Origin of the sequence: Bacillus silvicola (genome assembly GCF_050524305.1) — a bacterium.
GTDB lineage: Bacteria > Bacillota > Bacilli > Bacillales > Bacillaceae_G > Bacillus_A > Bacillus_A cereus_AT.
The window spans coordinates 1,499,435-1,525,946 of record NZ_JBNGVC010000013.1 but is presented as its reverse complement, the minus strand read 5'-3'; the positions used below and the strand labels follow the sequence as shown (position 1 = coordinate 1,525,946).

The following is a 26,512-nucleotide window of genomic DNA, read 5'->3' as shown; positions in this document are numbered from 1 at the left end:
TCAGCGATTTTTTAAATATATCGATTTATCGACAATAATCGCTAAAATTTGCACCTTATAGCAGAAAAGGCTGCTCCAAAATATGGACAGCCTTTTTTCTACTTCTTTACTTTCCTTATTCTCCCCCTGATTTCGCCCTTCTTATTGGACTTCGTATAAACATTTACATATACATTCGCCTGAATTATTTCTTGAAGTAAGCTATCAAACGCTCTCCCCTGTAAAGGTCCTTCAAAATCCTCTACATTGACTACACCGGTCACGACTCCTTCACTTACACTAATACCTTGCTTTAGCGGACCAAACAATTTTAAAACAACTGGACCAATTTGATCCGCTTTCCCTAAATGAATTTGGCATGATGTAACTTTTTCGATATTTTTCAATATGACCCGATATTGTAATTTCTTTAAATCATCACTAAATATAAACTCTGTTACACCATAAGCTTCTGTATTTACAGGAGGTATTTCCCTCTTACCTGTTAACCTCGCAAAGAAATGTGTTGTCATACGGGCATTCTCCTTATATAAATTTCCCAGCACTACTTCTACTACTTTATGGTTTATACATAATCATTTATGACTTTTTCAAGTTTTAATTACGAAGAAAAGATTCACACAATCTTTACATTAGAATCGTTCCTTTTGCTTTACTACCTCTTGTATAATGCACATAGAAAAACATTCTAGGAGGTACTTTTGAAAAATAACAAATACACTTTTCACACATTATTAGAGATTTTTCTCGTCTCATTTAAATTAGGACTTACTTCATTTGGTGGCCCCGTCGCCCATCTCGGCTATTTCCACCACGAATACATACAAAAAAGAAAATGGATGGATGAAAGAAGCTATGGAGATTTAGTAGCACTATGCCAATTCCTTCCTGGCCCTGCTAGCAGTCAAGTCGGTATGGGGATTGGATTACTAAGAGGTGGTTTATTAGGAGCTATTGTTTCATGGATTGGATTCACGCTACCGTCTGTGCTTGTTTTGGTTTTCTTCGCCTCGTTCCTTAATCAGTTCGATCTTGGAAGTGCTGGCTGGATTCACGGGCTAAAACTTGTAGCAGTCGCTATTGTCGCTCATGCCATATGGGAAATGGCACAAAAATTAACACCCGACCGAAATCGTGCGACCGTTGCGATTGTAACTGCCGCAATCGCCTTACTATGGCCAAACAGCTGGACACAAGTCATTCTCATTATAATATCTGGCTTTATTGGTTGGTTTTTATATCGCAATCAACCAATTAGCCAATCTCAAAATATAAAAGTACCTATTTCAAAAACGATAGCAGTCTCTTGTCTCGTCTTATTCTTCGGACTATTACTACTGCTACCAATATTAAGACCATTCTCTTATTACATCGCTTTATTTGATAGTTTTTATCGCTCTGGCGCACTTGTATTTGGAGGCGGACACGTCGTACTTCCCCTTCTTGAAGGTGAGTTCGTACAAAACAGCATGATGACAAAAGAACAGTTCCTAGCTGGATATGGATTAACACAAGCCGTACCAGGACCACTATTTACATTCGCCTCTTATATAGGCGCAGTGCTAAATGGAACCGCCGGAGCAATTGTTGCAACAATCGCGATCTTTCTTCCTGCCTTCTTGCTCGTTATTGGCGTCTTACCATTTTGGGACAGTGTAAGGAGAGTATCCTACATACAAGGCGCACTACTTGGAGTGAATGCAGCCGTTGTCGGTATTTTACTAGCAGCTTTTTATGATCCAATTTGGACGAGTACAATTATGAATTCTGTAGATTTCGTTTTTGCTTCTCTTCTATTTTGCTTACTCGCTTTTTGGAAAACGCCACCTTGGGTTATCGTTATACTCGGAGCCTTTGGTGGATATGTTCTATCCATTTTATAAACCTAAAAAAACGACGGCCCTATTTAGCCGTCGTTTTCCTATTAAAACTTCACAAGCTCTATTCCTTCAGGCAACTCGCTCTCCGTTAAAATACGCAATTCTTTCACACGATCCATTACGTAAGAAGAACGTTTCACAAGCTCTGGGTCAATATAAGCTGGATGCACCATAATTTCTACCGTTTGTTCACCCTGCACCCTTTCTTGTAACTTTACAAAGTAATCTTCCGTCACACCATCCGCGTAAAAGTCACTGTAAAACACGTCAGAAAACGGGCGTACCGCTCTATCTTCCTCACAACGACGAATTGGAACATTATATTTAGCCGCTAATCTCTCAAGAACATCGTGCAAAATCGGTAATCCATGCACGTGATGATGACTATCTAAATGAGTTGGTGTTAATCCGTAAGAGAGGAATTTCTCAATTTGAGCAGTCCACTCCCTCTCAACTTCCTCTGGATTTACTTTCCCTTCCCATACGACGCTTTGTTTATGAAACAATCCATCGCTACTTACAAGTGATGGTACGTCTCCAAGAAGTGGTTTCCCTGCGGTTAATACGAGATGTACGCCTACTCCTAGTGTGTTATACTCTTTCGCTAAACGTACCGCATGCCCTGTCCCTGGCATATTCATCATCATCGTCGTTGAATTTACAAGTCCATTTTTATGTCCATCAATAATGCCGTAATTTGTACCTTCTGTAAGACCGAAATCATCTGCATTTACAATTAACTTAATCATCGTAATACCTCCTAATAGAATAAAAAAAGCGGGCTAAATAGCGCCGCTTTATTTCTCTACCTTTTTGAAGAACTGTGGAAGATGTTCTTTATGTGCTTCCAACATTTCATCTAAAATTTGTTTTGCAACTTTATCTGATGGTACAAGTGGATTAATTGTCATAGCAAGCAGCGCCTTATGATAATCCCCTGTAACAGCAGCTTCAATTGTTGTGCGCTCAAATGATTTAATTTGCTGTACTAAACCGCGAACCGGTACTGGAAGATCTCCAACCGCAATTGGTTTTGGACCTTCTTTCGTAATAATACAGTTCACTTCAACAGCTGAATCATGTGGCAAGCTTGCAATTGTTCCGTTGTTTCGTGTATTAACAGGCTGGATATCACCTTTATTATTGTAAATAGACGTAATTAAGCTACATGCCGCATCACTATAATAAGCTCCGCCACGTTTTTCTAATTGTGGTGGCTTAATATCTAAATTCGGGTCTTTATATAACTCGAATAAATCATCTTCTAATTGTTTTACTACTTCTGCACGTGTACCTTTTTCAATCGAAGCTTCTTTCTCTTCTTCTAACATTTCACGCGTTTTGTAGTAGTAACGATGGTATGGACATGGAATTGCACGGAGGCCACGAATAAAGTCTGGCTCCCAGTTAAGCGCAGCGATATTTTCCATCGTAATTTGCTTTTCTGGATCTGTTACAAGCTCTAACACACGATCCATTACACTTACGCCATCTAAGTATACATCTAGTCCGTATACCATGTGATTTAAACCTGCGAAATCAACGTGGACACGACTTGCATCTACTTCAAGTAATCTCGCAAGACCCATGCGAATTCCGATTGGAACGTTACATAGACCAACTACTCTTTGAATATTTGTATAACGAAGAACAGCTTCTGTTACCATACCTGCTGGGTTCGCAAAGTTAATTAACCACGCATTCGGACAAAGCTCCTCCATATCTTTACAAATATCTAAAATAACAGGAATCGTTCTCAGCGCTTTGAACAAACCACCAGGACCATTCGTTTCCTGACCAATCACATCATATTTTAACGGGATTGCTTCATCTTTTGCACGAGCTTCTAATAAACCAACGCTAAGCTGCGTTGTTACAAAGTCAGCATCCTTTAATGCCTCGCGGCGATCAAGCGTTAAATGTACCTCGATTGGTAAACCAGATTTTTTCACCATACGTTTCGCTAAGTTACCAACGATTTCTAACTTTTCTTTTCCTGCCTCAATATCTACTAACCAAATTTCACGAACAGGAAGCTCATCATAACGTTTAATAAATCCTTCAATTAACTCTGGTGTATAACTAGATCCACCGCCGATTGTAGCAATTTTAATTCCAGTCATGCTTTATTCCCCTTTCGCTTCTAACTTTTTATAAAGGTCAATAAATTCTGCCGCTAATTCTTTCACTGTAATCGCATTCATTAAATGATCTTGTGCATGAATTAAAAGAACACTAATCTCTGTTTTTTCTCCTCTTGCTTCTGATTGTATGAGCTCTGTTTGGAAATGATGCGCTTCATTAATCGCTTCTTTCGCCTTTACCATCGCTTCATCAGCTTCTGCCATTTTCCCCTGTTTGGCAAATTGAAGTGCCTCCATTGCAAAGCTTCGTGCATTACCACTATTTAAAATCAATTGGAATGGAATTTGTTCTGCTGTAGTCATCATAATTACCGCCCTCTCTATAAGGTTCAACCGATTTAAATACCCCTTCAGTTTGAACATGTCTATTAAATTATTATTTTATTAATGATAGTTTGGTGTTCTTATAGATGTATTTCATCTTTTTGAACATGATATAAAGGTGATTGTTCTCACAGACAATATTGTCTGTGAGAACAATCTTTATGTTACATAGGTACAGAGTTGTTATTTCCTTGCGTTGCTGCTTTTTCAGTACGAACAACTGAACGGTCACATAACACAACGAATGGATAATAGATTACCATCGCAATTACAAAGTTGAATAACTGTAGAATTGCACCTGAAATATGTCCACCTGTTACAAGATAACCACTAATAATTGGTGGTGTTGCCCATGGAATCATCACAACTGTTTTTGGTACCCAACCAATAGATATAGCTGTATAAGAAGTAATTACTAATACAATTGGTGCTAGAATAAACGGTAAGAATAAAATCGGATTTAAGATAATTGGTGTACCAAAGATTACGGGTTCATTAATGTTGAATGCACCTGGACCAATTGATAAACGAGATACACCGCGTAATTGTGCACTTTTTGCTACAAGTAATACCACTACTAAGAACGCTAATGTTGCACCAGAACCACCAAGATATACAAAAGTATCAAAGAATGGTTTTGTAATAATGTTTGGAACATCAAATGCAGATGTACCACCTTGGAATAACTTCATGTTTTTCTCTAATGCCGGTAAGTATAATGGCTCAATAATACCACCAACGATATTTGGACCATGTAAACCGAAGAACCAAAGAAGATGAACAAGGATTACAATGACAATTGCACTTGGTAATGTCCCCGCTAAACTTTGCAGTGGTGATTGAATCGTATTAAAGATAAATTCATGAACACTTGTACCAGCTAATTTCACTGCTAATTGAATACCTGCAACTACTGTTAAGATAACAAATGCTGGAACTATAGCTGCGAAAGATCTTAAAACTGCTGGTGGTACTCCATCAGGCATTTTAAAAGTAATGTTTCTTTGTACAAAGAAACGGAATACCTCAGTAACAAGGAGTGCCACAATAATTGCTACGAATAACCCTTGTGCACCTGTCCAAGCTAAGTTCAATCCGCCTTCTTTCGGTGTTGTTGGCGTAAGAATAATTAACGCACCAAATGAAATAATACCTGCTGACAAACCATCAACGCCGTAAGATTTTGCTAAGTTATAACTTGTTGTAAATGCTATGATTAGTGCTAGAATTGCGAAAGAACCAGTCCACATTCCACCGCCAACTTGTTTCCACGTTTCACCAAACAAACCTTTCATGAAATCTTGGAAAGCTTCAGATGGAAAACCATTAATTAGTGATGCCAGTGCACCAACTAAAATAAGTGGCATAACTGCAATAAATCCGTCACGGATCGCAGCTAAGTGACGTTGCGATCCGATTTTACCAGCGACAGGAACAATATACTTCTCCATGAATGCAATAAACTTTTGCATTTCGCTTCCCCCCTAATTATTTTTTAAGTGTTAATGCGTGTTCTAAAACTGCTTCTCCATTCATCATGCCGTAGTGCATTGGATTAATAACATCAATTCCAACGTTTTTCTCATCAGCAAGCGTTTTCATTGAAGAGAGCATGTAACGAACTTGTGGTCCTAATAATAGTACATCTGCTTGATCGATATTGTTTTTTACTGCATCCCCAGATACAGCCCAAATCTTTCCTTCTAGACCGCGAGCTTTTGCAGCCGCTTCCATTTTTGTAACTAGTAAACTTGTAGACATCCCTGCTGAGCAACATAATAAAATATTCATTTGAAAATCCCCCTTGTGTAGTATAAAAAATTTATGTTTATTTATTTTTCTTTACGCTATTTATTAATGCAATTATCGTGCCAACTTTTTAAAACCACTAAAATCAGCACTTTTTCGACTGTTTTCTTTGTGTGTTAACGCTTTCAATTAGTGTGTCGCTCAAAAAACACACAGTGTGTTATAAAACAACACGCTTTTAACACATAACTGTATGAAAATAGATTAGTGTTTAGTTGTCTAGTTGTGTTTAAAATAAAAAAACACTGAAAAAACTTTTTTCAGTAAAAAATAATTTATTATTTTAATCCACTATTATTTAATAAAATAAAAAAACCTTGCATAAGCAAGGTTCATTCCGCTTCTGACATCTTCCTATATAATTCTACAAACTCACTCGCCAATTCCTTCACTGTAATTGCGTTCATTAAATGATCTTGTGCATGCACCATCAGCAGGGTAACCTCGGTTTTTTCCCCGGCAGCCTCTTTCTGTATGAGCTCTGTTTGTAAGCGGTGCGCCTCTTTTAATTCCTCTAACGCTTCTTGTAATTTCGCTTCTGCTTCTGTAAACTCTCCACGCTTTGCGCAATCAATTGCTTCCATTGAACAACTTCTCGCATTTCCTCCATGCAAAATTAAATGAAAAGCTTTCGTTTCTACCGTATCCATTTTAGTTCTTTACGCCCCCTTTTCTTCCGCTAATTTTTGTTTATCCCATATTTTTAAGAATGGTAAATAAATAAAGAATGCTAGTGCAAAGTTCACAAGTTGCAAAATAACTCCCGAGAATTTACCACCCGACCCTAAATATCCACTAAATAGAATAGGTGTAGTCCATGTTACAGCAGCTCCGCTCGGACGGGCAACCATCCCCCATTCCATCGCAAAGTAAGAAACAACCGTTAATACAACTGGAACCAATATAAATGGAATCAGTAACAGCGGGTTCATGACAATTGGCATACCGAAAGTCACCATCTCGTTAATATTAAAAATACCAGGTGCAATCGACAAACGGCCTAAACTTTTTAATTGCTGACTTCGAGCAAACAATAACATTCCGACAACTAAAGCCAAAGTTGCCCCGGAACCACCCATATAAATCCATAAATCAAAAAACTGTGTGGTAATTGTATTCGGTACATCCTGACCAGCCTGAAAAGCAATTCGATTCTGATCCATTAACGATAACCAAATCGGGCTCATTACACCACCTACAATTGTAGCCCCATGAATTCCGCATGCCCAAAGGACATGAACGAGAATAACCGCTATAACTGCCCCCCAAAGACTAGCACCAAGTACACTAAGTGGTTCTTGCAATAGCTTCCCTACAACATTATGAATACTTCCGAAAGTCGTATGTTCAAAAATTAATCTAATAATCCAAACAACTGTCACAACAATAAATCCTGGAATAAGCGCTGCAAATGAACGTGTTACTGCTGGTGGAACGGTCTCAGGCATCTTTATAATCATCTTTTTCTGCACAAGAAATCGGTATATTTCAGTAGATATAATTGCAATAATCATCGCTACAAATAAACCTTGGCTTCCCATTAATGCCGCTGGAATTACGCCATCTACCAGTATACTTTCTTTCGTACCCGGCATGATATATGCAACTTGAAATGGAGTTGCCAGTAGAAATGTTACAAGTGACAATGCCCCAGATGCTAAAGCATCTACTTTATAATACTCACCAAGTCTGTAAGCGATTCCAAAAACAGCTATTAAAGCCATTATATTAAAAGTTGCACTAACTGGATACCCTAATGCTACGTTCCAGTTTTTCCCGAACAAACTCGCCATGAATTCACTATACCCTGGGATTGGTAATGTACTAATAATAAGAAAAATTGATCCTATAATTAAGAAAGGCATCGTCAATACAAGCCCATCACGAATTGCTAATAAATGCCTCTGCTCTGCAACCTTCCCTGCAACCGGCATCACATACTTCTCTAAAAACCGTATCATCTATCCCACTCTCCTCATGGTTTCATTGACAAAGCTGCTTGTAAGATAGCTTCTCCATTACAAAGCCCGTAATGGACGGATTGAATGACATCCACAGGTACTCCCTTCACCTTACATAATTCTTTCATTTTCGGTAATAAATAACGTACTTGCGGTCCAAGTAAAAGTACATCAGCTTCATCTATGTGACTATTTACTTCAGAACCTGATACTGCCAAAATCTTTACCTCTATCCCTCTTGCCTCTGCTGCTTTCTCCATTTTTGTAACTATCAAACTGGAAGACATTCCCGCTGCACAGCAAAGCAAAATATTCATTCCACTTCCCTCCCCTTTTTCTAAACCTAAGTTATGGCCCATCCCTTACCACCACTAGGTTACAAATATATATGTCTAGATTTCTTGCTGTATGCCGAGCTTAAACACAAAAATTTCTCGGTTTTCACGCTATTCCATCTATCTGTATTTTCCTAGTAAAGAGTACTCTAACTCGCTATAATGATTCAGTATGATTTTTTTACAATTGATAGGAGGATATATTTATGAAGGCATATCGCTTTCCACTTATTTTATTATCTTCCATCCTAATTGGTGGTTTCATTGGTTATTTCATGGGTGCCGATGCAATTGCTTTAAAGCCGCTTGGTGACATTTTCTTAAACTTAATGTTTACGATTGTTGTACCTTTAGTGTTCTTTAGCATCGCGTCATCTATTGCCAATATGGATGGATTAAAACGTTTCGGTAAAATTATGTCTAGTATGGCTGGGACTTTCTTATTTACAAGTATTTTAGCTGCTATTTTTATGATTATCATCGTGAAAGTATTCCCGCCAGCACAAGGTGTTGTATTAGAACTAACACAGCCTGATAAAGCTGAAAAAGCTGTTAGCGTCGCTGATCAAATTGTCGGTATCCTAACAGTATCAGACTTCTCGAAGTTACTGTCTCGTGAAAATATGTTAGCTCTTATTTTCTTCTCTATTTTAATGGGAATTGCAACTTCAGCAGTTGGCGAAAAAGGAAAACCATTCGCTACATTCCTACAAGCTGGTGCAGAAATTTCAATGAAAGTTGTATCTTTCATTATGTACTACGCTCCAATCGGACTAGCTGCTTACTTCGCAGCATTAGTTGGTGAATTCGGACCGCAACTTCTTGGAACTTACTTCCGAGCAGCAATGGTATACTATCCAGCTTCTCTTATTTACTTCTTTGTATTCTTTACCTTCTATGCGTACCTTGCAGGTCGCAAACAAGGTGTACAAGTATTTTGGAAGAACATGGTCTCTCCTACAGTTACATCTCTTGCAACTTGTAGTAGTGCCGCAAGTATTCCAGCTAACTTAGAAGCAACGAAAAAAATGGGTATTTCTTCTGACGTTCGTGAAACAGTTGTCCTTCTTGGATCTACACTTCATAAAGATGGATCTGTTTTAGGTGGCGTATTAAAAATTGCTTTCTTATTCGGTATTTTCAACATGGAATTCGAAGGACCGAAAACATTGGCAATCGCACTTGTCGTTTCTCTATTAGTAGGAACAGTAATGGGTGCTATTCCAGGCGGCGGTATGATTGGTGAAATGTTAATCGTTTCTCTATACGGCTTCCCGCCAGAAGCATTACCAATTATCGCAGCAATTAGTACAATCATTGATCCTCCTGCAACCATGTTAAACGTAACAGCAGATAACGCTTGTGCTGTAATGACAGCTCGCCTTGTAGAAGGTAAGAACTGGATCAAAAATAAATTTGCTTAATATATAGAAAGAGGATGCTCGTTTGGAGCATCCTCTTTTTATCGTTATTTGTCAGTGAATCAATATATTTGGAAAATCGTTGATACATTTCAAGTTACGATAGATAGATTAGCAAAAACGTTAATATAATCCCATTCCGCCACAAATTTGTTATAATCTTCACAAATATTCCACACCTGTCATCCATTCTCCGTACTATAATCATGTATGGAAAAGGAGATGTATAAAATGACTCAAAGCGCACCAGAATTCAAAGTTTTGCAAAGCATTGCATTTCTTGCTGTCGTTTTGCAAAGTGCCTTATTATATACAATGAATCAAGGAAATGTCTTACTCGAGCAATCCCTCATTATGGGCATGCTATTTAATCTTGCAAAATTTTCAGCACCTGCATTCATATTTATCGTTGGATTTCACTTAATTCGTCACTATACAAAGCAATTGGTATATAAAGAATATATTTCTGAAAAAGCGACACACTTACTCATTCCTTATTTCTTTTGGTCTATTCTTTACTTATTAACAACAAACGATCTTATTACATTACAAAGCGGAATAAAAAGCTTATTACTCGGAACAGCTGCACCTCACCTTTGGTATGTTATTATGATGTTCCAAATTCACTTATTGTTCCCTTTACTATGCACACTTTTTTATTGGTTTCAAAAGCGTACAGAAAATAAAAAAGACATATATAAATATATGACCTTTTTCGCCTGCCTATATTTCCTATTAATGTGGTTCTCTTCTCACTATATTTTTAATGGAGAAAAATTAACAAGTTCAACAATTTTACATTATACAGATCGATCATTTCTATTCTACTCATTCTATTTCGTTATGGGAGGCATTGCCGCTGTAGCACTAAAAACTTGGCGTTTATTCGTCATGAAACATATCCCGCTTATAACAATCTTATTCTTTATTTTATTTTTATTCATCAATTATGAGTTATTTAGTTTTTACGGTGTGAACTCTATTCATTTAACTGTTTCTACTTATTTAAAACCATCTATGTTTCTATATATTGTATGCGAAATTATCATACTATACGTGCTATCTATTACAATTGTACAGCGACGCGGTTTCTTATATAAAGCTTTACGATTTATCGGAAATTACACGTATGGTGCTTATTTAGCTCATTTTTTCTTCTTACAACTATGTACAAAATTTCTTTCTTTATTCACATTGCAAGAAAACACAATATTATATAGCCTATTATTATTTATACTAACGGCCACAATCTCTATTTCAGCAATGGTCCTTTGCAGTGCACTACCATTTCATACGTGGATTACAGGACCTTCTCCTACTACAAATGTGAAATGGGTTAAGATTGTACTTCGGAAAAATCACGAAAAGGTATTCAAACCATATCTTTGATATAATAGAATTCCATACAAGAAAAGAAAGTAGGACACACCTATGATTAATCAAATTGGACAAATTATGTTATATGTAAATAATCAAGATGAAGCAGTACAATTTTGGACAGAAACAGTAGGATTCCAAATTATTGCGGAAGAAAATAACGGACAAGGCTTTCGCTGGATTGAAATTGCACCAACGAAAGAAGGAGGCACAAGCATCGTCCTTCACGATAAAGCGTTAATTGCGAAGATGCAACCTGAATTAAACTTAAATACGCCCTCACTTATGTTCTTCTCTAATAACTTAGATCAACTGTATAAAGATCTTTCTGAGAAAAATGTTACAGTTGGACAAGTTGTAGATTTACCTACTGGTAGAGCATTTAATTTTGCTGATAATGAAAACAATTACTTTGCGGTAATGGAACGCAAATAAAAAAGAAGCTATCCGAAAAAATCGGCTAGCTTCTTTCATTTTAAGACACTTGTTCTGTATTCGCTTCTCTATGCTGTATATGACTCGTTATCCAAGCAATTCCGCCGGCAACAACGAGGTAGCATAACAATATTAAAATTTGCATTCGTAATTGCGACCAATCTCCTAAAGAGATAACATCCTGTAATCCTCTAAGAGAATGAGACATTGGGAGAAACTGTCCAATTTTGCTAAGCACAGCTATATTTAACTCTCCTGGGAAAGTACCTCCGCTCGTCGCTAATTGAAGAACGAGAAGCGTTACCGCTGCGAACTTCCCAACAATGCCGAATACCGTTACTAACATAAGAATAAATGTCATGAACGTAAAGGAAATAATAATACTTGATAAAACGAACAGTGGTACACTTACAACTTCTAATTTCATAACTCCTAGCACAACCACATCCACAAGTAATGCTTGAATAAGTCCAATTAAATATACCAACCCTAGTTTATTAACAAAATGTACCGTTCCGCTTACCTTCATATTCTGTCTACGGCCAAGAGGTAAAATATTCGATGCCATAATTCCGCCAACATAAAATGCAAGCGATAAGAAATATGGCGCAATACCTGAACCGTAGTTAGGCACGTCAGAAACTGTTGACTTCACTAATTGAACTGGTTCTGAGAACATTGTATTGCGTATATCATCATTGCGAACATCCGCTATCTTCTCTGCGCCCTCTCCCAATTTTGTGGAAAGTTCTTTCGCACCCTCGTCAAGTTTAACAAGTCCGTTCGTTAACTTCTCAGCACCGTTATTTAGCTCCGTTCCACCACTCGCAAGCTGATTTACACCTTCTTGCAATGATGTAAATCCATTTCCCCACTTCGTAAATCCATCAGCCAAATTCGATGCACCATCCGCTATCTTTTTCGTTCCAGCAGTAGCTTCATTTAACTTAACTCCGAATGTATTTATGCCTTCTTCAATCTTATGTTGACCGTCAGTAAGCTTCTTCGCACCTTGTGTCAATTGTTGTTGGCTATTATTTAAAGTATTTGTTGCTTTAGCTAATCCATTAGAAGTAGCAACGATTTTTTGAAAAGCAGGATCTTGCTGTGCTTCTGGATGACTTTTCATGTACTCCTCTAATTGCTTCTTCATACTACTTGCCGCATCATCTGCTTTTACTTGTCCCTCAGCAAGTTTCTCACTTCCGTTCACCCATTCATTTGTACCGGAACTTAATTCACTAACTCCCGATTGTAAAGATTTCCCACCTTGCACTAGTAACTCCATACCACTATGAAGTGATGTCGCTCCTTGACTAAGCTCATTTGCTCCCCCTGTTAACGCCGATTGGCTAGAGGCAAGCTTACCACTTCCTTCTTTCAACTTCACTGTCCCGTCACTTAAACGATTAATACCATCTGCAAGCTGATTCGCCCCATTTTTCGCATCCGTCGTTCCTTCATGTAACTTCCCAGCACCGTTACTTGCATCACTCAACCCTTGTGCCAAATCTTGAAACTTTGAAAAGACACCTTCTGTATAAGATTTCGTAATACTATTTGAGATTTTTGTTTTCATATTTTCAACAGCTGTCGTTCCAATTTGAGCTGCTACAAAGTTTTTACCTGGGTTTACTTTATACTGTAACCTCGCCGGCTCTGGTTTCTCATCCATAAGTGTACTTACCTTTTTAGAGAAATCCTCTGGAATCGTAACAACCATATAATACTTGTCTTCTTTTAGCCCTTCATCAGCATTTTTTTCTGATACGAAATGAAAAGCCAGTTCCTTATTCTCTTTTAAATTTTTAACAAAATCGTCTCCTGCATGAATTGTTTTTTCATCCATCACAGCACCCTTATCTAGGTTCACAACTGCAACAGGTAATTTATCTAGTCGTCCGTATGGATCCCAATATCCAGCTAAGAAAAATCCTGAATAAATTAAAGGAACGATTAACAAAAAAATTAAAGCAATACGTCCATGTTTATGGTTCCACATCGCCTTCCAATCTTTAAATATAAGTTGAATTCCCTTCATGAAACATACTCCTTCTCCTAATTTAACACCCTTCGAATGGTTTAACAGATTCACTATACACGTCACTTTCCATACTGTATAATACATCTTTAATTATAAATTCATTCCTTTTAGTCTATAGAAAGGAGATTCGAAATGGAACTTCTTCAATTAAAATACTTTCAGACAGTCGCACGACTAGAACATATGACAAAAGCAGCTGAAGAATTACATATCGCGCAGCCTTCACTCAGCAAAACAATTGCTAGACTAGAAAAGGACTTAGGCGTCCCATTATTTGATCGCCAAGGTCGACAGATTATATTAAACTCTTTCGGGAAAGTATTTTTAAAACGAGTAGAACGTATTTTTCATGAATTAAGTGAAGGGGAACGAGAGATTAAAGACCTAGCTGAATTACAACAAGGCTCTATTACACTGGCAGTTTCTATTCCGAGAATATTACCAGAACTACTCGGTTCTTTTTTACTAGAACATCCTAACGTTCGATTCCAGCAATTTCTCGCATCTACTCCTTCTATGAAAAGACAACTAGATAATATGGAAATTGACTTTTGTATCTCCTCTGTGCCAATTGAAGGAGAAGAGATTGTTTGGGAGCCACTTATTACAGAAGAAATTTTCTTAGTCGTTCCTTCAGGCCATCGGTTATCAAGCCGCGAAAGTATCCATCTGCATGAAGTAAAAGACGAACCGTTCATTAGTATGAACACTGGTTACGGATTTCGGCACTTAACAGATGAATTTTGTAAAGAAGCTGGTTTCACTCCACATATCGCTTTTGAAGTAGATGAACCAACCGTGATTAGCGACCTCATTAAGCAAGGTCTTGGCATCGCATTTGTTCCAAGCTTAACTTTATTAAAAAACTCTACTTTAGCACCAAATAAGTTACGTATTATTGAACCTAATTGCGAGCGAACCATTGGCTTAAGTTGGTCGAAGAAACGTTACTTATCAAAAACTGCCCAGCAATTTCGTGAATTCGTGATTGATTACTTCTCCAATATTAGGACGTAAAATTATATCGACAAGGAATATCGATTTATAAACAAATAACGCCACAAATAGAAGGTGCCATTCCTAAAGGAATGGCACCTTCTATTTCTTGCTCTTCTCTAATTCCATTTCAGCTAAAAGTGGTAATACATTATCGAAAATATGCGTATTGTTATTCTCACCTGTTACATATCCACCATAATATCTACTAAATACATTATCACTTCTGAATGTAGTCATCCGTTCATACAATTCCTTCGCAAACTTTGTATCACCTGTTTGTAATACGTACAAAATTGTTAATCCATAAGATGCTGGTGATTCATAGTTTACCGTTTGTTTTCCCGTTTCTAAGTTATAACGACCGTATAACTTTCCATCCTCATGGAATTTTTTCTTTATAAACTCCAAATAAGCATCTGATGAAAGACCGCCTAAACTACGATGATACGCAACGTAGGATTGATCAATAAGATTCACTTCTTTATCGTATGTAAATGTACCATCTTCTTTATACTCTTTCGGAAATGCCCAACCCTCTCTCGGATAATCTGCTAAAAACTGCACAACTTCCTGATACTGCTGTGCAGAAATTTTTCCGTACTTTTTCATATAAGAGAATGCATGAGGATTTATGTAAGATGTTGTTGTAAATTTATTTTGTTTACCTGTATCTGCATCATAATAATCCACGTAATAATTATCTTTTTTATTATAACGAAGTACAGCATTGCTCAATTGATCAGCAAGGTTTTTATAGCGCTCTTCCTTGTACATTTCATAAGCACGATATAATTGTTCAATAATACGAAGATCATCTATAAGTGCATTGGTTGCTGACTGCATTTCTCCCTTTTCAGAGATTTTCCATAAAACGATGTGATCCTTATGTACAAAATTATTTTGAATAACCTTTACTTGTTCATCGAATAGTGACTGATCATCTTTATCAAGAGTATATTGTAGCCATAGTCCTGCCGATTCTGATAAAGCTTCACGACCCTTCGCCTCACCTGTTCCTGCCTTTGTATCTGCTAAACGATACGTTGCAAGTGTTCCATTTTCATTTACCATATGCCTTAAAATAAAATGCTCCGTACGGTTTCCTTGTAAAGCCGACCAAAATACAATTCCTCCTAAAGCGATTAAGAGAATAACCCCAATCCCTATATATAAACGTTTTCGCAAACTTTTCACCTCCTTAGTAAGGCTAACCTAAATTTATCAGAACATACGCGAATATAAAAAAGACAATCCTTTAGATTGTCTTTTTTATATTACCCCTCACAAACCTCTTTAGAAGGTCTATATAGCGATTCCACAAGTCGATCATATTCACGACGCGTAATTTCTTTATTATATAACTTTAATAATAAATCTCTATGCTCTTTTGAAAATGCCATCTTTTTAATGACTTCAGGATACATAAGACACCCTCTCCATTTCACATAAACTTCTTCATTTCATAAACGTAACACGCCAAAAAAGAACTTATGTTCGCATAAAAGATTATAAAATATTCTTCTCTAAAAAACAAACAAAATATTACACAATAAACATTTCTTTCTTTTTCGAATATTCAAAACCATATTAACACATTCCTTTTTTTTAATGCATATATATTTTTGGCATTTTATTGAATAAATCTTCCAATTCAATCAGAAAATAATGGCAAAAAAGAAGAGGAGTATACATATGGATACCGTAACATTAGCAAGAGCATTTTTTGGTTCTTCACTAGCATTCCACATTATCTTTGCAACACTTGGAGTCGGGCTTTCATTGATGATTTTTATAAGTGAAATACTCTATCACTGGAAGAAAGATTCCGACTATGCCATTATGGCAAAAAGATGGACGAAGGCTTTTGCTATCCTTCTCGGTGTAGCAATTCCAACTGGAACAATTGTTGGTGTACAAATTTCACTTCTTTGGCCTGGTTTCGCCAAAATTGTTGGCCAAGTTATTTCCGTTCCGTTTCAAATTGAGATTTTCGCCTTCTTTTTAGAGGCTTTATTCATGTCTATTTATGTATATGCAGCTGATAAATTACCTCCATTTATGAGGTTAATCTCGTTATTTTTCGTTATGATTGGCGCCACTGCATCCGCCGTGCTTATTACATCAGCAAATACATGGATGAATACACCTGCGGGCTTTTCAATGGGACCAGATGGCTCAGTTTTTAACGTTGATCCTTGGAAAGCTTTCTTTAACCCAAGCTTTGGCACAAGTGCATTCCACGTCGTTATTACAGCTTATGCAGCCGGAGCAGCCGTCATCGCTTCCATCGCTGGATTTAAATTATTAAAGAAAAATTTAAGTGCGCGTGAAATTGCTTATCATAAAAAAGGATTACTGTTAGGGCTTGTCGTTACATTTATTACAGGTGCTACGATGTGGATTTCGGGACATGAATCAGCGATTGCCTTACATAAGCACTCACCTGAAAAACTAGCATCTGCTGAAGCTTTATTTGAAACGACATCACACGCTCCTTTATCGATTGGCGGGGTTGTGGATCCTAATACACTTGAACTAAACTATGCACTCGAAATTCCGAACATGCTCAGCTTACTAGTTGGACTCGATCCTAGCACTGTTGTAAAAGGGCTAAATGAATTTCCTCAAGAAACATGGCCACCATTTTACACACATACTCTGTTCAACTTAATGGTAGGCACTGCTGCCTTTACCTTTGCAGTTGCAGCGATCGCTCTCTTATATTGGTACTTTGTTTACCGGAAAAAAGGAGCAGAGTTACCGAAGTGGCTTCTTTGGGGAGCTGCCGCATGCGGGCCAGTTATGATGCTCGGTATTGAATTCGGATGGATTTTCAGCTGTAGTGGTCGTCAGCCGTGGACAATTTATGGTATGCAACGTACAGTCGATGCTTCTACACGCGCTGATTTCGTCGGTCCTTTATTTATTCTATTCATCATTTTATATATCGGACTCGGTATTTTAACAGTCTTCGTACTACGGACATTCTTTAAGAGACATCCGTTAAAGAATGACTTACACCACCAAGGAGGCGATTCTCGTGCATGAGGAAAGCATTGCAATCATCATCTTATGGGCTCTTATTTTCGTATACAGTATATTAGGGTCCATCGATTTTGGCGCAGGTTTTTGGGGCATGGTATATGCTAAACATCCAACGCTCGCTGCCAAGCTTGCTAATCGGTACTTATCACCAACTTGGGAAGTAACAAATACGTTTCTTGTCTTTGTCGTTGTCGCTTTTCTCGGTTTCTTTCCAAAAGCGGCCTTTACACTTGCAACCGTTATGTTCGTACCCGTTATGTTAATTTTAGTACTCGTTGCGATTCGCAGTACATTTATGGTATTTGCTTACTCCCTGCCAAAGTACCAACACCTTCTTCGGATTATTTCAGGTATTACTGGGCTCTTAATCCCAGCTCTATTAATTACCGTTCTACCTGTTACAGAAGGTGCCTATATTACGATGTCTGAAGGAAAAGAAGTGCTCCTTTATGGAAAGCTTCTTTCTAGTCCTGTTATTTATTGTTATATGCTCTTTGGACTAACTTCGGAACTATTTCTATCATCTCTCTTTCTTGCTGATTTTGCGAGAGAACAAGGTTCAGAAGATGCATATAGAATCTATAGAAGAAATGCCATCATACTTGGTCCTGCAACGCTCGTGACTGCTATTATCGCTCTCGTTGTAATGGACCCTAAAACACACTGGCTTATGCAAGGCTTAATAAAGCAATTCCCATGGTTTACAGTCTCTATCGTTTTATTTGTTATCGGATATTCCTCCCTTTGGTGGACAAATAAGAAGTATGGCACACTAGGATTTCCTCGCATTGCAGTTTTAGCTGTCGTCGCTCAATATGCATTTGCAAGCTACGCTTACGGCGTCGCCCATTTACCGTATATCATTTACCCGGATGTAACTGTATTTACAAGCTTTACGACGGTCGAAACATTCTATGCACTTCTTATTCTTTACGCAATCGGAATTGCAATTTTACTACCCGGATTCATTTTCTTCTGGAATTTATTCTTGAAGGATCGAACTTTTTTGAAGGAAAAATAATAAAGTGAAACTTTAATCAGTGGGGTCTTTACGGGCAGCAGGGCTCCCACCTAACTTCTTTGCTCCAGCCGAATTTTGAGGTGGGAGTCTTACTGCCCGGCAAATAGCGGGATAAACGAGGGGCATTCGTACATAGAATGCCCCTCATTTATTAGACATCTATCCTAATAGTTATTACACTAGTATGTATACTTGTCCTATAGCTCAAAAAACACATATTCACTCTATTCCATTATATGTCTAGTTCTTCTTATTTCCTGCTGAATATACTACCAATATAAACTTGAGACAAGCTACATTTTCAAGGGAAAATAGAAAGGTAGGTTAAATATGAGCATTGAAATATGGATTACTATTATTGTATTCTTCTTAACGATGATTGTTATCTTTTGGCGACCTCGTGGTTTAAATGAGGCGTGGCCGGCAGCAATCGGCGCTGGTATTATCCTCATTACTGGACTTGTATCAAAACCAGACGTCATGGACATTATAAGTAAAATTGGAGGCGCCTCCATAACGATATTAGCGACCATCGTTATGGCAGTTATATTAAAAAGCTTCGGCTTCTTCCATTGGGCTGCAGCAAAACTCGCAAATTTAGCGAAAGGTTCCGGACACCGCCTATACTGGTATATTCAATTACTATGCTTCCTTATGACTCTTTTATTTAATAATGACGGTAGTATTTTGATTACAACTCCAATTTTAATTCTTCTTCTGAGAAATCTTCAATTAAAGCCTCATCAACAAATTCCTTATTTATTAAGTGGCGCTTTAATCGCTACTGCATCTAGTGCACCAATCGGTGTAAGCAATATCGTAAACTTAATCGCATTAAACATCGTCCATATGACCCTTTATATGCATACTGCTATGATGTTTGTACCTGCAACATTAGGATTATTGTTTATGTCATGGCTCATGTATACAGTTTTAAAGAAAAAACTTCCGAAAAAACTACCTGTTTCTTCTTATGATATTGAAGAAATTTTCTTCACAAAAAACTTCCATCCGTTAAAAGGAAAAAATTCTGTTGATACAAAACAAAAACGTACAAAATTCATGTTAAAAGTATTAGGCTTCGTCTTCCTTATGCGCTGTCTTCTATTCGTTGCATCCTTCTTATCGATTCCAATCGAAATTGTTGCCGGACTCGGTTCACTCGTTCTTCTCATCTGGAGATGGTACTACTTACGAACAAACCCTGTCGATATTTTGAAAAAGACACCGTGGCACATTTTAATTTTCGCATTCTCTATGTATGTCATTATTTACGGGCTTCACAACGCAGGATTAACAGCGGCGCTTGTTCACTGGCTCGAGCCACTTGTAAGTCAACATCTACTCTATGCTAGCTTTGCAATGGGCGGACTCGTCTCCCTCCTCTCTAACGTCTTCAATAACCACCCTGCACTTATGATTGGTACAATCACATTAACGGAAATGGGACTAGACCCAGTCACATTAAAAACTATCTACCTCGCAAACATTATTGGTAGTGACATCGGTTCACTATTATTACCAATCGGTACGCTAGCTTCCCTCATTTGGATGTATATCCTGAAACAAAACAAAATTAAAGTAAAATGGAAAGACTATTTAAGTGTATCCCTTATCGTTATTCCTCTCACAACAGTCGTCACATTATTCCTCTTATACTACTGGGTACACCTCTTCTTCGCCTTATAAACGACAGAAGCCCGCTTTGCTACCGTCTTAGCAAAGCGGGCTTCTTCTATATTTAAGTTAGGTACTACAGTGTGATCAATCAAGTAAAGAGGTGTAACGTGTTATTGGTATAAATGACTACCAGTGTCCTTAAATTCTTTCGCTTTCGCTTTCATCCCTTTTTCAATTGCTTCTGTCGTTTCTAAATCATTTTCTTTCGCATATTCACGAATATCATGTGAAATTCTCATACTACAAAACTTCGGTCCACACATTGAACAGAAATGAGCCGTTTTCGCGCCTTCTGCTGGCAATGTTTCATCGTGATATTCCATCGCACGTTCAGGATCTAAAGATAAATTAAATTGATCGCGCCAACGGAATTCAAAACGAGCTTTTGAAAGTGCATCATCACGCTGATGAGCCGTTTTGTGCCCTTTCGCAAGATCAGCCGCATGTGCTGCAATTTTGTACGTAATAACACCCTCGCGGACATCATCCTTATTCGGCAATCCTAAATGTTCTTTCGGCGTTACATAACAAAGCATCGCCGTTCCAAACCAACCAATCATCGCAGCTCCAATTGCTGATGTAATATGGTCATAACCTGGTGCGATATCTGTCGTTAACGGCCCAAGTGTATAGAACGGCGCGCCCTGACAAATATCAAGTTCTTTCTCCATATTCTCTTTAATTAAATGCATCGGCACATGCCCAGGTCCTTCAATCATCACTTGCACATCATGTTTCCAAGCAATTTTCGTCAATTCACCAAGCGTTTCAAGCTCAGAGAATTGTGCTTCGTCATTTGCATCTGCAATCGAACCTGGACGTAATCCATCTCCAAGAGAGAACGAAACATCGTACTGCTTCATAATTTCACAAATCTCTTCAAAATGAGTATATAGGAAGTTTTCTTTATGATGGAATAAACACCACTGCGCCATAATCGAACCACCACGCGAAACAATACCTGTCGTACGCTTTGCAGTAATCGGAATGTAACGAAGTAATACGCCAGCGTGAATCGTAAAGTAATCAACGCCTTGCTCCGCCTGCTCAATTAACGTATCACGATACACTTCCCACGTTAAATCTTCTGCAATTCCATTTACTTTTTCAAGCGCTTGATAAATCGGCACTGTGCCAACTGGTACAGGTGCATTACGAATAATCCACTCACGCGTCGTATGAATGTTTTTACCTGTAGATAAATCCATAATCGTATCTGCCCCCCAGCGCGTTGCCCATGTCATCTTCTCTACTTCTTCTGCAATAGAAGACGATACAGCAGAGTTTCCGATATTTGCATTGACCTTCACGTGGAAGTTACGTCCGATAATCATCGGTTCTGCTTCTGGATGGTTAATATTCGCTGGTAAAATAGCGCGACCTTCCGCGATTTCCTTACGAACAAACTCAGGCTCTACTCCTTCACGAATCGCGACATATTCCATCTCAGACGTAATGATGCCATTACGCGCATAGTGCATTTGCGTAACATTTGCACCTTGCTTCGCTTTAAGCGGTTTGCGATCCATTTGCGGGAAAACAGGTGTATGTTTCGAAGCCACCTTTACACCGTCATCCTCCGGTTTCACTTCGCGCCCTTCGTATGCTTCTACATCACTACGCTCCAGTATCCAAGAGTGGCGTGGCGCCTGCAACCCCTTTTCCAGCTCCACTTTATACGCAGGATCTGTATAAGGACCGCTCGTATCATACACACGAATCGGCGGATTCGGAACGCCGTTTGTATCGCTTTGTTCAATCTCACGCATCGGCACTTTCATACCTTCGCGTGGTCCATCCACATATACTTTCTTACTTCCTGGTAAACTCGATTTCAATTCAATTTGCTCAACTGAAACAGATTGTTTCATAACTTATGTTGCCCCCCTGTACGTGACAAGGACGAGATATGGCCAGCGTATGCCAAAATAAAAAGAGCCAGGTCCATAAAAAAATAAGGACCTGGCTCATAAAAGACATCATTATGTAAAGCCGTTAACTTCCCTACGCTGGTACGAGCCAGATCAGGTCCAAAGGGTTAAGAAGATCACGCGCTTCTCTCTCAGCCTACGCATACGTTAGGCACCCCTAGTTTATCACTGATTTAATTTTCAATACTTTCCCATCATACACGATAATCTGAAAAATGCAAAGTTTATTTCTTTTGTTGTTTATCCCGCATTAACGGGCCGTAAGACCCCACCTCAAAATTCAGCGGAAGCAAAGAAGTTAGGTGGGGATCAACTGCCCGTAAAAGCCCGATTGGTTCAACTAATAATCAGTGGGGGATGAACAAAACCCCCACTGATTAAAGTTTCACTTTATGGAATCATCCACGTTAAATAATATGCTTGAACATACGTCATAATACCAACAATAATTACGAAGAACAAACTATGCTTCACTGTAAAGCGGAATAAATCTGATTCTTTTCCAGCAAGTCCAACTGCCGCACAAGCAATTGCAATCGATTGCGGAGAAATCATTTTTCCTGTTACACCGCCCGTTGTATTTGCTGCAACGAGAAGTACTTCAGATACACCGACTTGCTGCGCTGTAATCGCTTGTAAATTCGAGAACAGTGCATTCGCTGACGTATCAGACCCTGTTAAGAATACCCCAATCCAACCTAAGAATGGTGAGAAGAACGGGAATAGTCCGCCAGTTCCAGCAAGTGCTAACGCTAATGTAGAAGATAGACCAGAATAGTTTGCGATAAATGCGAATCCTAATACGAATCCGATAGATAGAATTGGCATCTTCAGTTCGTTTAACGTTTCTTTAAATGTTACTACTGCATCTTTTGCACTCATTTTCAAAATAAAGATAGAAATGATACAAGCAATTAAAATTGCTGTTCCCGTCGCTGATAAAATATCTAATTTCAAGATTGCTCCATACGGCGTTGGTTTATTTACAATTGGCTCTGCTTTCATTACTAAATTGTGCAAGCCCGGAACTTCAAACTTAAACACAAGACTTTCTAAAGCACCGCCCGGAGCAAATAACGCTTTAAAGAAACTTTGGCTCCAAATGACTACCATCACAGTCAAAATAATGAACGGAGACCATGCTTTTACGACTTTTCCTACTGTTAGTTTCGGCATAGATGTCACCGTCGTCGCCGCAGCTACTTCACTATTCGCTTCTTTAGATTGATAAATTTCTTTCGGCTGCCAAACTTTTAAGAATAGAGATAAACTCACTAAACTTACAAGTGCTGACGTAATATCAGGAAGTTCTGGTCCTAAAAATGTCGCTGTAATAAACTGTGTAATTGCAAATGAACTACCCGCTACAAATAGAGCAGGCCATGTTTGTCTTACCCCTTTAAATCCATCCATTAAAAATACGATAAAGAACGGAACAAATAATGATAAGAACGGTAATTGATGTCCAGCCATTTGCCCGATTTTATGCGGATCAATACCAGTTACTTGTCCAGCTACTGTAATCGGAATTCCCATCGCTCCGAATGCTACTGGTGCAGTATTTGCGATTAAACAAAGACCAGCCGCATATAAAGGATTTAAGCCAAGACCTGCAAGAAGTGCTGCCGTAATCGCTACTGGTGCACCAAATCCTGCTGCCCCTTCTAAAAATGCTCCAAATGAAAAACCGATTAAAATAACAAGTAAACGATGGTCATTCGTAATTGATAATACAGATGCACGAATAACATCAAATTGACCTGTTTTCACGGAAATTTTATATAAAAATACTGACATAATAATAATCCACGCAATTGGCCATAATCCGTATAAGAAACCGTATCCCGTCGCTGCCATTGCCATTGTGAATGGCATTTTATATGCAAATAAAGCCACCAAAATTGTAAGTACAACTGTAATAAATCCTGCCACATACCCCTTCATGCGGAAAACTGCTAAAGCTAAGAAAAAAAAGATAATCGGAATAAGTGCGACCGCTGCAGAAATCCAAATGTTCCCGAACGGATCATAAACTTGTGTCCATGTGTTCATTGTTCTCTCCCCCTCAATAATCCCCTTTTAAATAAACATAACCCCATCAATAGACTATCAGGTCATCATACCTTTAAGTCTAAAAATAAAAAACGTTTGAGAAAACGTTTTCATCTATTTCCATTTATACTTTATCACATCATTTTCCATTAAAAAAGATTTTTTTGAAAATTATATTATTTAATGCGAAAATCTTACAAAATCGTCACGTTCTTGTAATGTTCATCGATAGTAAGCTTGCAAAAATTATTGCATAATAATAGTATAACAACGGACATTATTTATGAGGTGATATATATGAACGGAAACAAAATACTAGCTGCTTTATCATACTTTAGTGTACTATTTGCCCCTATCTTATTCCCAATTATCGTGTGGATTGTGGGCGATGCTGAAACAAAACCACATGCAAAACGTGCGCTATGGACACACATTATCCCAAGTATCGCTACATTCATTGGCTTAACTATTTTAGGAATTATGGGCATCGGATCTGATCAGGCAGATGTAACACTTGGAATTGGCGCAATGATTGTCTTATGTATTTGCGGAATCATTAGCTTATACTACTTCATTTGGAACATCGTAAAAGGTATTAAAGTACTGAAAGCTTAACTTTAAACAAACGTTTGATTAAAAAGAAACTGTCGCATGGTGGTAAATGAAATTTTATCGGCGATGCGACAAGCATAACCTACCTATTAATAAGAAGAAACCGTCCCAAAATACCTTTTGGGACGGTTTCTTTATCTTCTTCGTTTCTTCTTTTTTCTCATCATTTTCTTTCGGCGTGTGTTCACTTTATCCGCTATAATGTGGAGCGTACTCGCCACTACAATGCCCATTACGAACGTTACAATTTCAACCTCATGTTTCTTCGCAATTTCTATTAAATTTCCATCGAATGCGATTACATTTAATAGGAATAAAAACGGAGAAAACACGATTAACATGTATGCAATACGAATAATATCACCAATTATAATCGTATGTGTGAAGAAGGAACGATGGGGCATTACGCTCCTATATGGATACCAAAAAATGCGGAGGAATCCCCATTTATTATACGCATTACTATACGTATCTAAATCCGGTGTTAAAAATGAAGTACCTACTAAAAAGCCAATTGCAAAAGTTAATAAAAAATCAAAATTTGTTAATCCATACGAAAAGAGCATAAACAAAACAACTGGAAGAGATATTAAGTTTATTTTCGTATGCGTTTTTCCTGATGGCATAATGCACTTCCTCGCTTACGTTCGCCCTGTCACCATATGACAGTTCTCACCTATTGATCTAATTTTTGATCGATAAATGATGTGTCTATCTCCGAATCAAACCATTCTGCCAACTTCACTCGTGCCTTATCTTTCACATCTTCATTTACGTATAACGATACTTGTAATAGTGCGGCCGTTAACGCACCTAAATCATCCGTATAACCAATTCCCGCAATGAAATCTGGGATTGCATCAATCGGTGCAATAAAATAAGCAAGTGCTCCAATTACAATAATTTTCACTCGTTTTGGAACATCCGGTCTTTGCAAAACGTAAAACAACAATAAACTCACATAAATTACAGACTGACCAGCTTGCTTTGCAACATGTTTTATTTTCTTCCAAAACGCCTCCACTGAAAATTTTTGTTTCATTTAAAAGCCTCCCTATTTTCAAAAGAAATAAGCTACTTTATGTTATCAGTAAAAGTTCATCAAAATTACACAAAATTTATCAATAAATTTCATTGTAACAAACAAACCTAAAAAGAACAAGTGTTCGTTTATTTTCTCGTATTTCCCTTCATATAATAGTTTTCTAGAAAGCCAATTTAAGCTTTGCATTTCATATTTCTCAACCTTAAAATTTTCGATTCCACCTAACATTCTTTTCTATATTTATTATATTTTCTAGTTGACGAGCATATAAACGAATGTTAAAGTTTTCTCTGGTAGTGACAAATAACATACAAAAAATGTAAAATGTTATAGTGTTTCTCAGAAATGAATTTTGTTGTATAATACAGAAATGACGTTATGCTTATGAGCAGCACAA

Annotated in this window: 25 protein-coding genes and 1 riboswitch; of the genes, 9 read left to right on the top strand and 16 right to left on the bottom strand. The window is 37.8% G+C overall.

Annotation, left to right across the window (positions count from 1 at the left end):
* Window positions 1-98: 98 nt before the first annotated feature.
* Window positions 99-512 (bottom strand): exosporium regulatory protein ExsM, encoded by a 414-nt coding sequence (gene exsM, locus ACP6L7_RS29925; protein ID WP_097832380.1) that lies wholly within the window; start codon window positions 510-512, stop codon window positions 99-101.
* Between the two features lie 189 nt (window positions 513-701).
* On the opposite strand from exsM, the gene ACP6L7_RS29920 reads away from it, so the two are divergent.
* Window positions 702-1,883: a chromate transporter gene (locus ACP6L7_RS29920; protein WP_430529607.1), complete on the top strand. Its 1,182-nt coding sequence runs from the start codon at window positions 702-704 to the stop codon at window positions 1,881-1,883.
* 41 nt (window positions 1,884-1,924) lie between these two features.
* Here the strand turns inward: ACP6L7_RS29920 and chbG are convergent, their stop codons facing one another.
* The 8 genes from chbG to ACP6L7_RS29880 form a co-directional block, all read right to left on the bottom strand.
* The gene (gene chbG, locus ACP6L7_RS29915; protein WP_430529606.1) at window positions 1,925-2,629 is read right to left on the bottom strand and encodes a chitin disaccharide deacetylase; all 705 of its coding nucleotides are present in this window, start codon (window positions 2,627-2,629) and stop codon (window positions 1,925-1,927) included.
* Window positions 2,630-2,677: 48 nt separating this feature from the next.
* Window positions 2,678-4,003 carry a 6-phospho-beta-glucosidase gene (gene celF / locus ACP6L7_RS29910; RefSeq protein WP_430529605.1) on the bottom strand — a complete coding sequence of 442 codons (1,326 nt, stop codon included), beginning with the start codon at window positions 4,001-4,003 and terminating at the stop codon, window positions 2,678-2,680.
* A 3-nt stretch (window positions 4,004-4,006) separates the two neighbouring features.
* Complete coding sequence (locus tag ACP6L7_RS29905) at window positions 4,007-4,330, bottom strand: PTS lactose/cellobiose transporter subunit IIA (RefSeq protein ID WP_000989050.1); 324 nt, start codon at window positions 4,328-4,330, stop codon at window positions 4,007-4,009.
* A 182-nt stretch (window positions 4,331-4,512) separates the two neighbouring features.
* The gene (gene celB / locus ACP6L7_RS29900; RefSeq protein WP_264448430.1) at window positions 4,513-5,820 is read right to left on the bottom strand and encodes a PTS cellobiose transporter subunit IIC; all 1,308 of its coding nucleotides are present in this window, start codon (window positions 5,818-5,820) and stop codon (window positions 4,513-4,515) included.
* Between the two features lie 16 nt (window positions 5,821-5,836).
* A complete protein-coding gene (locus ACP6L7_RS29895) occupies window positions 5,837-6,139 on the bottom strand; it encodes a PTS sugar transporter subunit IIB (protein ID WP_430529604.1) in 303 nt (100 codons plus the stop codon).
* A 350-nt stretch (window positions 6,140-6,489) separates the two neighbouring features.
* Entirely contained in the window at window positions 6,490-6,807 is a 318-nt protein-coding gene (locus ACP6L7_RS29890; RefSeq protein WP_264448432.1) for a PTS sugar transporter subunit IIA, read from the bottom strand.
* Window positions 6,808-6,816: 9 nt separating this feature from the next.
* Window positions 6,817-8,118 carry a PTS cellobiose transporter subunit IIC gene (gene celB, locus ACP6L7_RS29885; RefSeq protein WP_430529603.1) on the bottom strand — a complete coding sequence of 434 codons (1,302 nt, stop codon included), beginning with the start codon at window positions 8,116-8,118 and terminating at the stop codon, window positions 6,817-6,819.
* Between the two features lie 14 nt (window positions 8,119-8,132).
* Window positions 8,133-8,435, bottom strand: coding sequence for a PTS sugar transporter subunit IIB (locus ACP6L7_RS29880; RefSeq protein WP_430529647.1), 303 nt, complete (start codon window positions 8,433-8,435; stop codon window positions 8,133-8,135).
* A gap of 224 nt (window positions 8,436-8,659) precedes the next feature.
* Here ACP6L7_RS29880 and ACP6L7_RS29875 point away from each other — a divergent pair, with 224 nt between their 5' ends.
* From ACP6L7_RS29875 to ACP6L7_RS29865, 3 genes are all read left to right on the top strand, one after another.
* Window positions 8,660-9,877: a dicarboxylate/amino acid:cation symporter gene (locus ACP6L7_RS29875; RefSeq protein WP_430529602.1), complete on the top strand. Its 1,218-nt coding sequence runs from the start codon at window positions 8,660-8,662 to the stop codon at window positions 9,875-9,877.
* A gap of 228 nt (window positions 9,878-10,105) precedes the next feature.
* On the top strand, window positions 10,106-11,263 hold the full coding sequence (locus ACP6L7_RS29870) for an acyltransferase (protein WP_430529601.1): 1,158 nt from the start codon (window positions 10,106-10,108) through the stop codon (window positions 11,261-11,263).
* A 42-nt stretch (window positions 11,264-11,305) separates the two neighbouring features.
* Window positions 11,306-11,686, top strand: a complete 381-nt coding sequence (locus ACP6L7_RS29865) for a VOC family protein (RefSeq protein WP_046960095.1) — start codon at window positions 11,306-11,308, stop codon at window positions 11,684-11,686.
* 40 nt (window positions 11,687-11,726) lie between these two features.
* On the opposite strand, the gene ACP6L7_RS29860 is transcribed toward ACP6L7_RS29865, so the two are convergent.
* Complete coding sequence (locus ACP6L7_RS29860; protein ID WP_430529600.1) at window positions 11,727-13,727, bottom strand: YhgE/Pip family protein; 2,001 nt, start codon at window positions 13,725-13,727, stop codon at window positions 11,727-11,729.
* A 135-nt stretch (window positions 13,728-13,862) separates the two neighbouring features.
* Between ACP6L7_RS29860 and ACP6L7_RS29855 the strand changes: the two genes are divergently transcribed.
* The gene (locus ACP6L7_RS29855) at window positions 13,863-14,747 is read left to right on the top strand and encodes a LysR family transcriptional regulator (RefSeq protein WP_430529599.1); all 885 of its coding nucleotides are present in this window, start codon (window positions 13,863-13,865) and stop codon (window positions 14,745-14,747) included.
* Between the two features lie 81 nt (window positions 14,748-14,828).
* Here the strand turns inward: ACP6L7_RS29855 and ACP6L7_RS29850 are convergent, their stop codons facing one another.
* Window positions 14,829-15,914 (bottom strand): transcriptional regulator, encoded by a 1,086-nt coding sequence (locus ACP6L7_RS29850; RefSeq protein WP_430529598.1) that lies wholly within the window; start codon window positions 15,912-15,914, stop codon window positions 14,829-14,831.
* A gap of 89 nt (window positions 15,915-16,003) precedes the next feature.
* Window positions 16,004-16,153 carry a hypothetical protein gene (locus ACP6L7_RS29845; protein ID WP_000283176.1) on the bottom strand — a complete coding sequence of 50 codons (150 nt, stop codon included), beginning with the start codon at window positions 16,151-16,153 and terminating at the stop codon, window positions 16,004-16,006.
* 268 nt (window positions 16,154-16,421) lie between these two features.
* Between ACP6L7_RS29845 and cydA the strand changes: the two genes are divergently transcribed.
* From cydA to ACP6L7_RS29830, 3 genes are all read left to right on the top strand, one after another.
* Window positions 16,422-17,777: a cytochrome ubiquinol oxidase subunit I gene (gene cydA / locus ACP6L7_RS29840; RefSeq protein ID WP_430529597.1), complete on the top strand. Its 1,356-nt coding sequence runs from the start codon at window positions 16,422-16,424 to the stop codon at window positions 17,775-17,777.
* Window positions 17,770-18,795, top strand: a complete 1,026-nt coding sequence (locus ACP6L7_RS29835) for a cytochrome d ubiquinol oxidase subunit II (protein WP_098219336.1) — start codon at window positions 17,770-17,772, stop codon at window positions 18,793-18,795. Before cydA ends, ACP6L7_RS29835 begins: the two co-directional genes overlap by 8 nt.
* A gap of 330 nt (window positions 18,796-19,125) precedes the next feature.
* Window positions 19,126-20,484 (top strand): arsenic transporter, encoded by a 1,359-nt coding sequence (locus ACP6L7_RS29830; protein ID WP_430529596.1) that lies wholly within the window; start codon window positions 19,126-19,128, stop codon window positions 20,482-20,484.
* Between the two features lie 101 nt (window positions 20,485-20,585).
* Here ACP6L7_RS29830 and thiC read toward each other — a convergent pair whose 3' ends face one another.
* Window positions 20,586-22,346 (bottom strand): phosphomethylpyrimidine synthase ThiC, encoded by a 1,761-nt coding sequence (thiC, locus tag ACP6L7_RS29825; protein WP_430529595.1) that lies wholly within the window; start codon window positions 22,344-22,346, stop codon window positions 20,586-20,588.
* 113 nt (window positions 22,347-22,459) lie between these two features.
* Window positions 22,460-22,575, bottom strand: a riboswitch (TPP riboswitch).
* Window positions 22,576-22,796: 221 nt separating this feature from the next.
* On the bottom strand, window positions 22,797-24,458 hold the full coding sequence (gene lldP, locus ACP6L7_RS29820) for an L-lactate permease (RefSeq protein ID WP_430529594.1): 1,662 nt from the start codon (window positions 24,456-24,458) through the stop codon (window positions 22,797-22,799).
* A 297-nt stretch (window positions 24,459-24,755) separates the two neighbouring features.
* Here lldP and ACP6L7_RS29815 point away from each other — a divergent pair, with 297 nt between their 5' ends.
* Entirely contained in the window at window positions 24,756-25,073 is a 318-nt protein-coding gene (locus ACP6L7_RS29815) for a magnetosome magnetite crystal formation protein family (protein WP_097832396.1), read from the top strand.
* Between the two features lie 131 nt (window positions 25,074-25,204).
* On the opposite strand, the gene ACP6L7_RS29810 is transcribed toward ACP6L7_RS29815, so the two are convergent.
* Together ACP6L7_RS29810 and ACP6L7_RS29805 are read right to left on the bottom strand one after the other, a co-directional pair.
* A complete protein-coding gene (locus ACP6L7_RS29810; protein ID WP_430529593.1) occupies window positions 25,205-25,696 on the bottom strand; it encodes a metal-binding protein in 492 nt (163 codons plus the stop codon).
* A 50-nt stretch (window positions 25,697-25,746) separates the two neighbouring features.
* Window positions 25,747-26,112: a YkvA family protein gene (locus tag ACP6L7_RS29805; RefSeq protein ID WP_097832398.1), complete on the bottom strand. Its 366-nt coding sequence runs from the start codon at window positions 26,110-26,112 to the stop codon at window positions 25,747-25,749.
* Between the last annotated feature and the right edge of the window lie 400 nt (window positions 26,113-26,512).

Excerpts from the sequence above, each read along its gene's own strand:
- exsM (WP_097832380.1), bottom strand. The coding sequence starts at position 512 with ATGACAACACATTTCTTTGCGAGGTTAACAGGTAAGAGGGAAATACCT.
- chbG (WP_430529606.1), bottom strand. The coding sequence starts at position 2,629 with ATGATTAAGTTAATTGTAAATGCAGATGATTTCGGTCTTACAGAAGGT.
- celF (WP_430529605.1), bottom strand. The coding sequence starts at position 4,003 with ATGACTGGAATTAAAATTGCTACAATCGGCGGTGGATCTAGTTATACA.
- ACP6L7_RS29905 (WP_000989050.1), bottom strand. The coding sequence starts at position 4,330 with ATGATGACTACAGCAGAACAAATTCCATTCCAATTGATTTTAAATAGT.
- celB (WP_264448430.1), bottom strand. The coding sequence starts at position 5,820 with ATGCAAAAGTTTATTGCATTCATGGAGAAGTATATTGTTCCTGTCGCT.
- ACP6L7_RS29895 (WP_430529604.1), bottom strand. The coding sequence starts at position 6,139 with ATGAATATTTTATTATGTTGCTCAGCAGGGATGTCTACAAGTTTACTA.
- ACP6L7_RS29890 (WP_264448432.1), bottom strand. The coding sequence starts at position 6,807 with ATGGATACGGTAGAAACGAAAGCTTTTCATTTAATTTTGCATGGAGGA.
- celB (WP_430529603.1), bottom strand. The coding sequence starts at position 8,118 with ATGATACGGTTTTTAGAGAAGTATGTGATGCCGGTTGCAGGGAAGGTT.
- ACP6L7_RS29880 (WP_430529647.1), bottom strand. The coding sequence starts at position 8,435 with ATGAATATTTTGCTTTGCTGTGCAGCGGGAATGTCTTCCAGTTTGATA.
- ACP6L7_RS29875 (WP_430529602.1), top strand. The coding sequence starts at position 8,660 with ATGAAGGCATATCGCTTTCCACTTATTTTATTATCTTCCATCCTAATT.
- ACP6L7_RS29870 (WP_430529601.1), top strand. The coding sequence starts at position 10,106 with ATGACTCAAAGCGCACCAGAATTCAAAGTTTTGCAAAGCATTGCATTT.
- ACP6L7_RS29865 (WP_046960095.1), top strand. The coding sequence starts at position 11,306 with ATGATTAATCAAATTGGACAAATTATGTTATATGTAAATAATCAAGAT.
- ACP6L7_RS29860 (WP_430529600.1), bottom strand. The coding sequence starts at position 13,727 with ATGAAGGGAATTCAACTTATATTTAAAGATTGGAAGGCGATGTGGAAC.
- ACP6L7_RS29855 (WP_430529599.1), top strand. The coding sequence starts at position 13,863 with ATGGAACTTCTTCAATTAAAATACTTTCAGACAGTCGCACGACTAGAA.
- ACP6L7_RS29845 (WP_000283176.1), bottom strand. The coding sequence starts at position 16,153 with ATGTATCCTGAAGTCATTAAAAAGATGGCATTTTCAAAAGAGCATAGA.
- cydA (WP_430529597.1), top strand. The coding sequence starts at position 16,422 with ATGGATACCGTAACATTAGCAAGAGCATTTTTTGGTTCTTCACTAGCA.
- ACP6L7_RS29830 (WP_430529596.1), top strand. The coding sequence starts at position 19,126 with ATGAGCATTGAAATATGGATTACTATTATTGTATTCTTCTTAACGATG.
- thiC (WP_430529595.1), bottom strand. The coding sequence starts at position 22,346 with ATGAAACAATCTGTTTCAGTTGAGCAAATTGAATTGAAATCGAGTTTA.
- lldP (WP_430529594.1), bottom strand. The coding sequence starts at position 24,458 with ATGAACACATGGACACAAGTTTATGATCCGTTCGGGAACATTTGGATT.
- ACP6L7_RS29815 (WP_097832396.1), top strand. The coding sequence starts at position 24,756 with ATGAACGGAAACAAAATACTAGCTGCTTTATCATACTTTAGTGTACTA.
- ACP6L7_RS29810 (WP_430529593.1), bottom strand. The coding sequence starts at position 25,696 with ATGCCATCAGGAAAAACGCATACGAAAATAAACTTAATATCTCTTCCA.
- ACP6L7_RS29805 (WP_097832398.1), bottom strand. The coding sequence starts at position 26,112 with ATGAAACAAAAATTTTCAGTGGAGGCGTTTTGGAAGAAAATAAAACAT.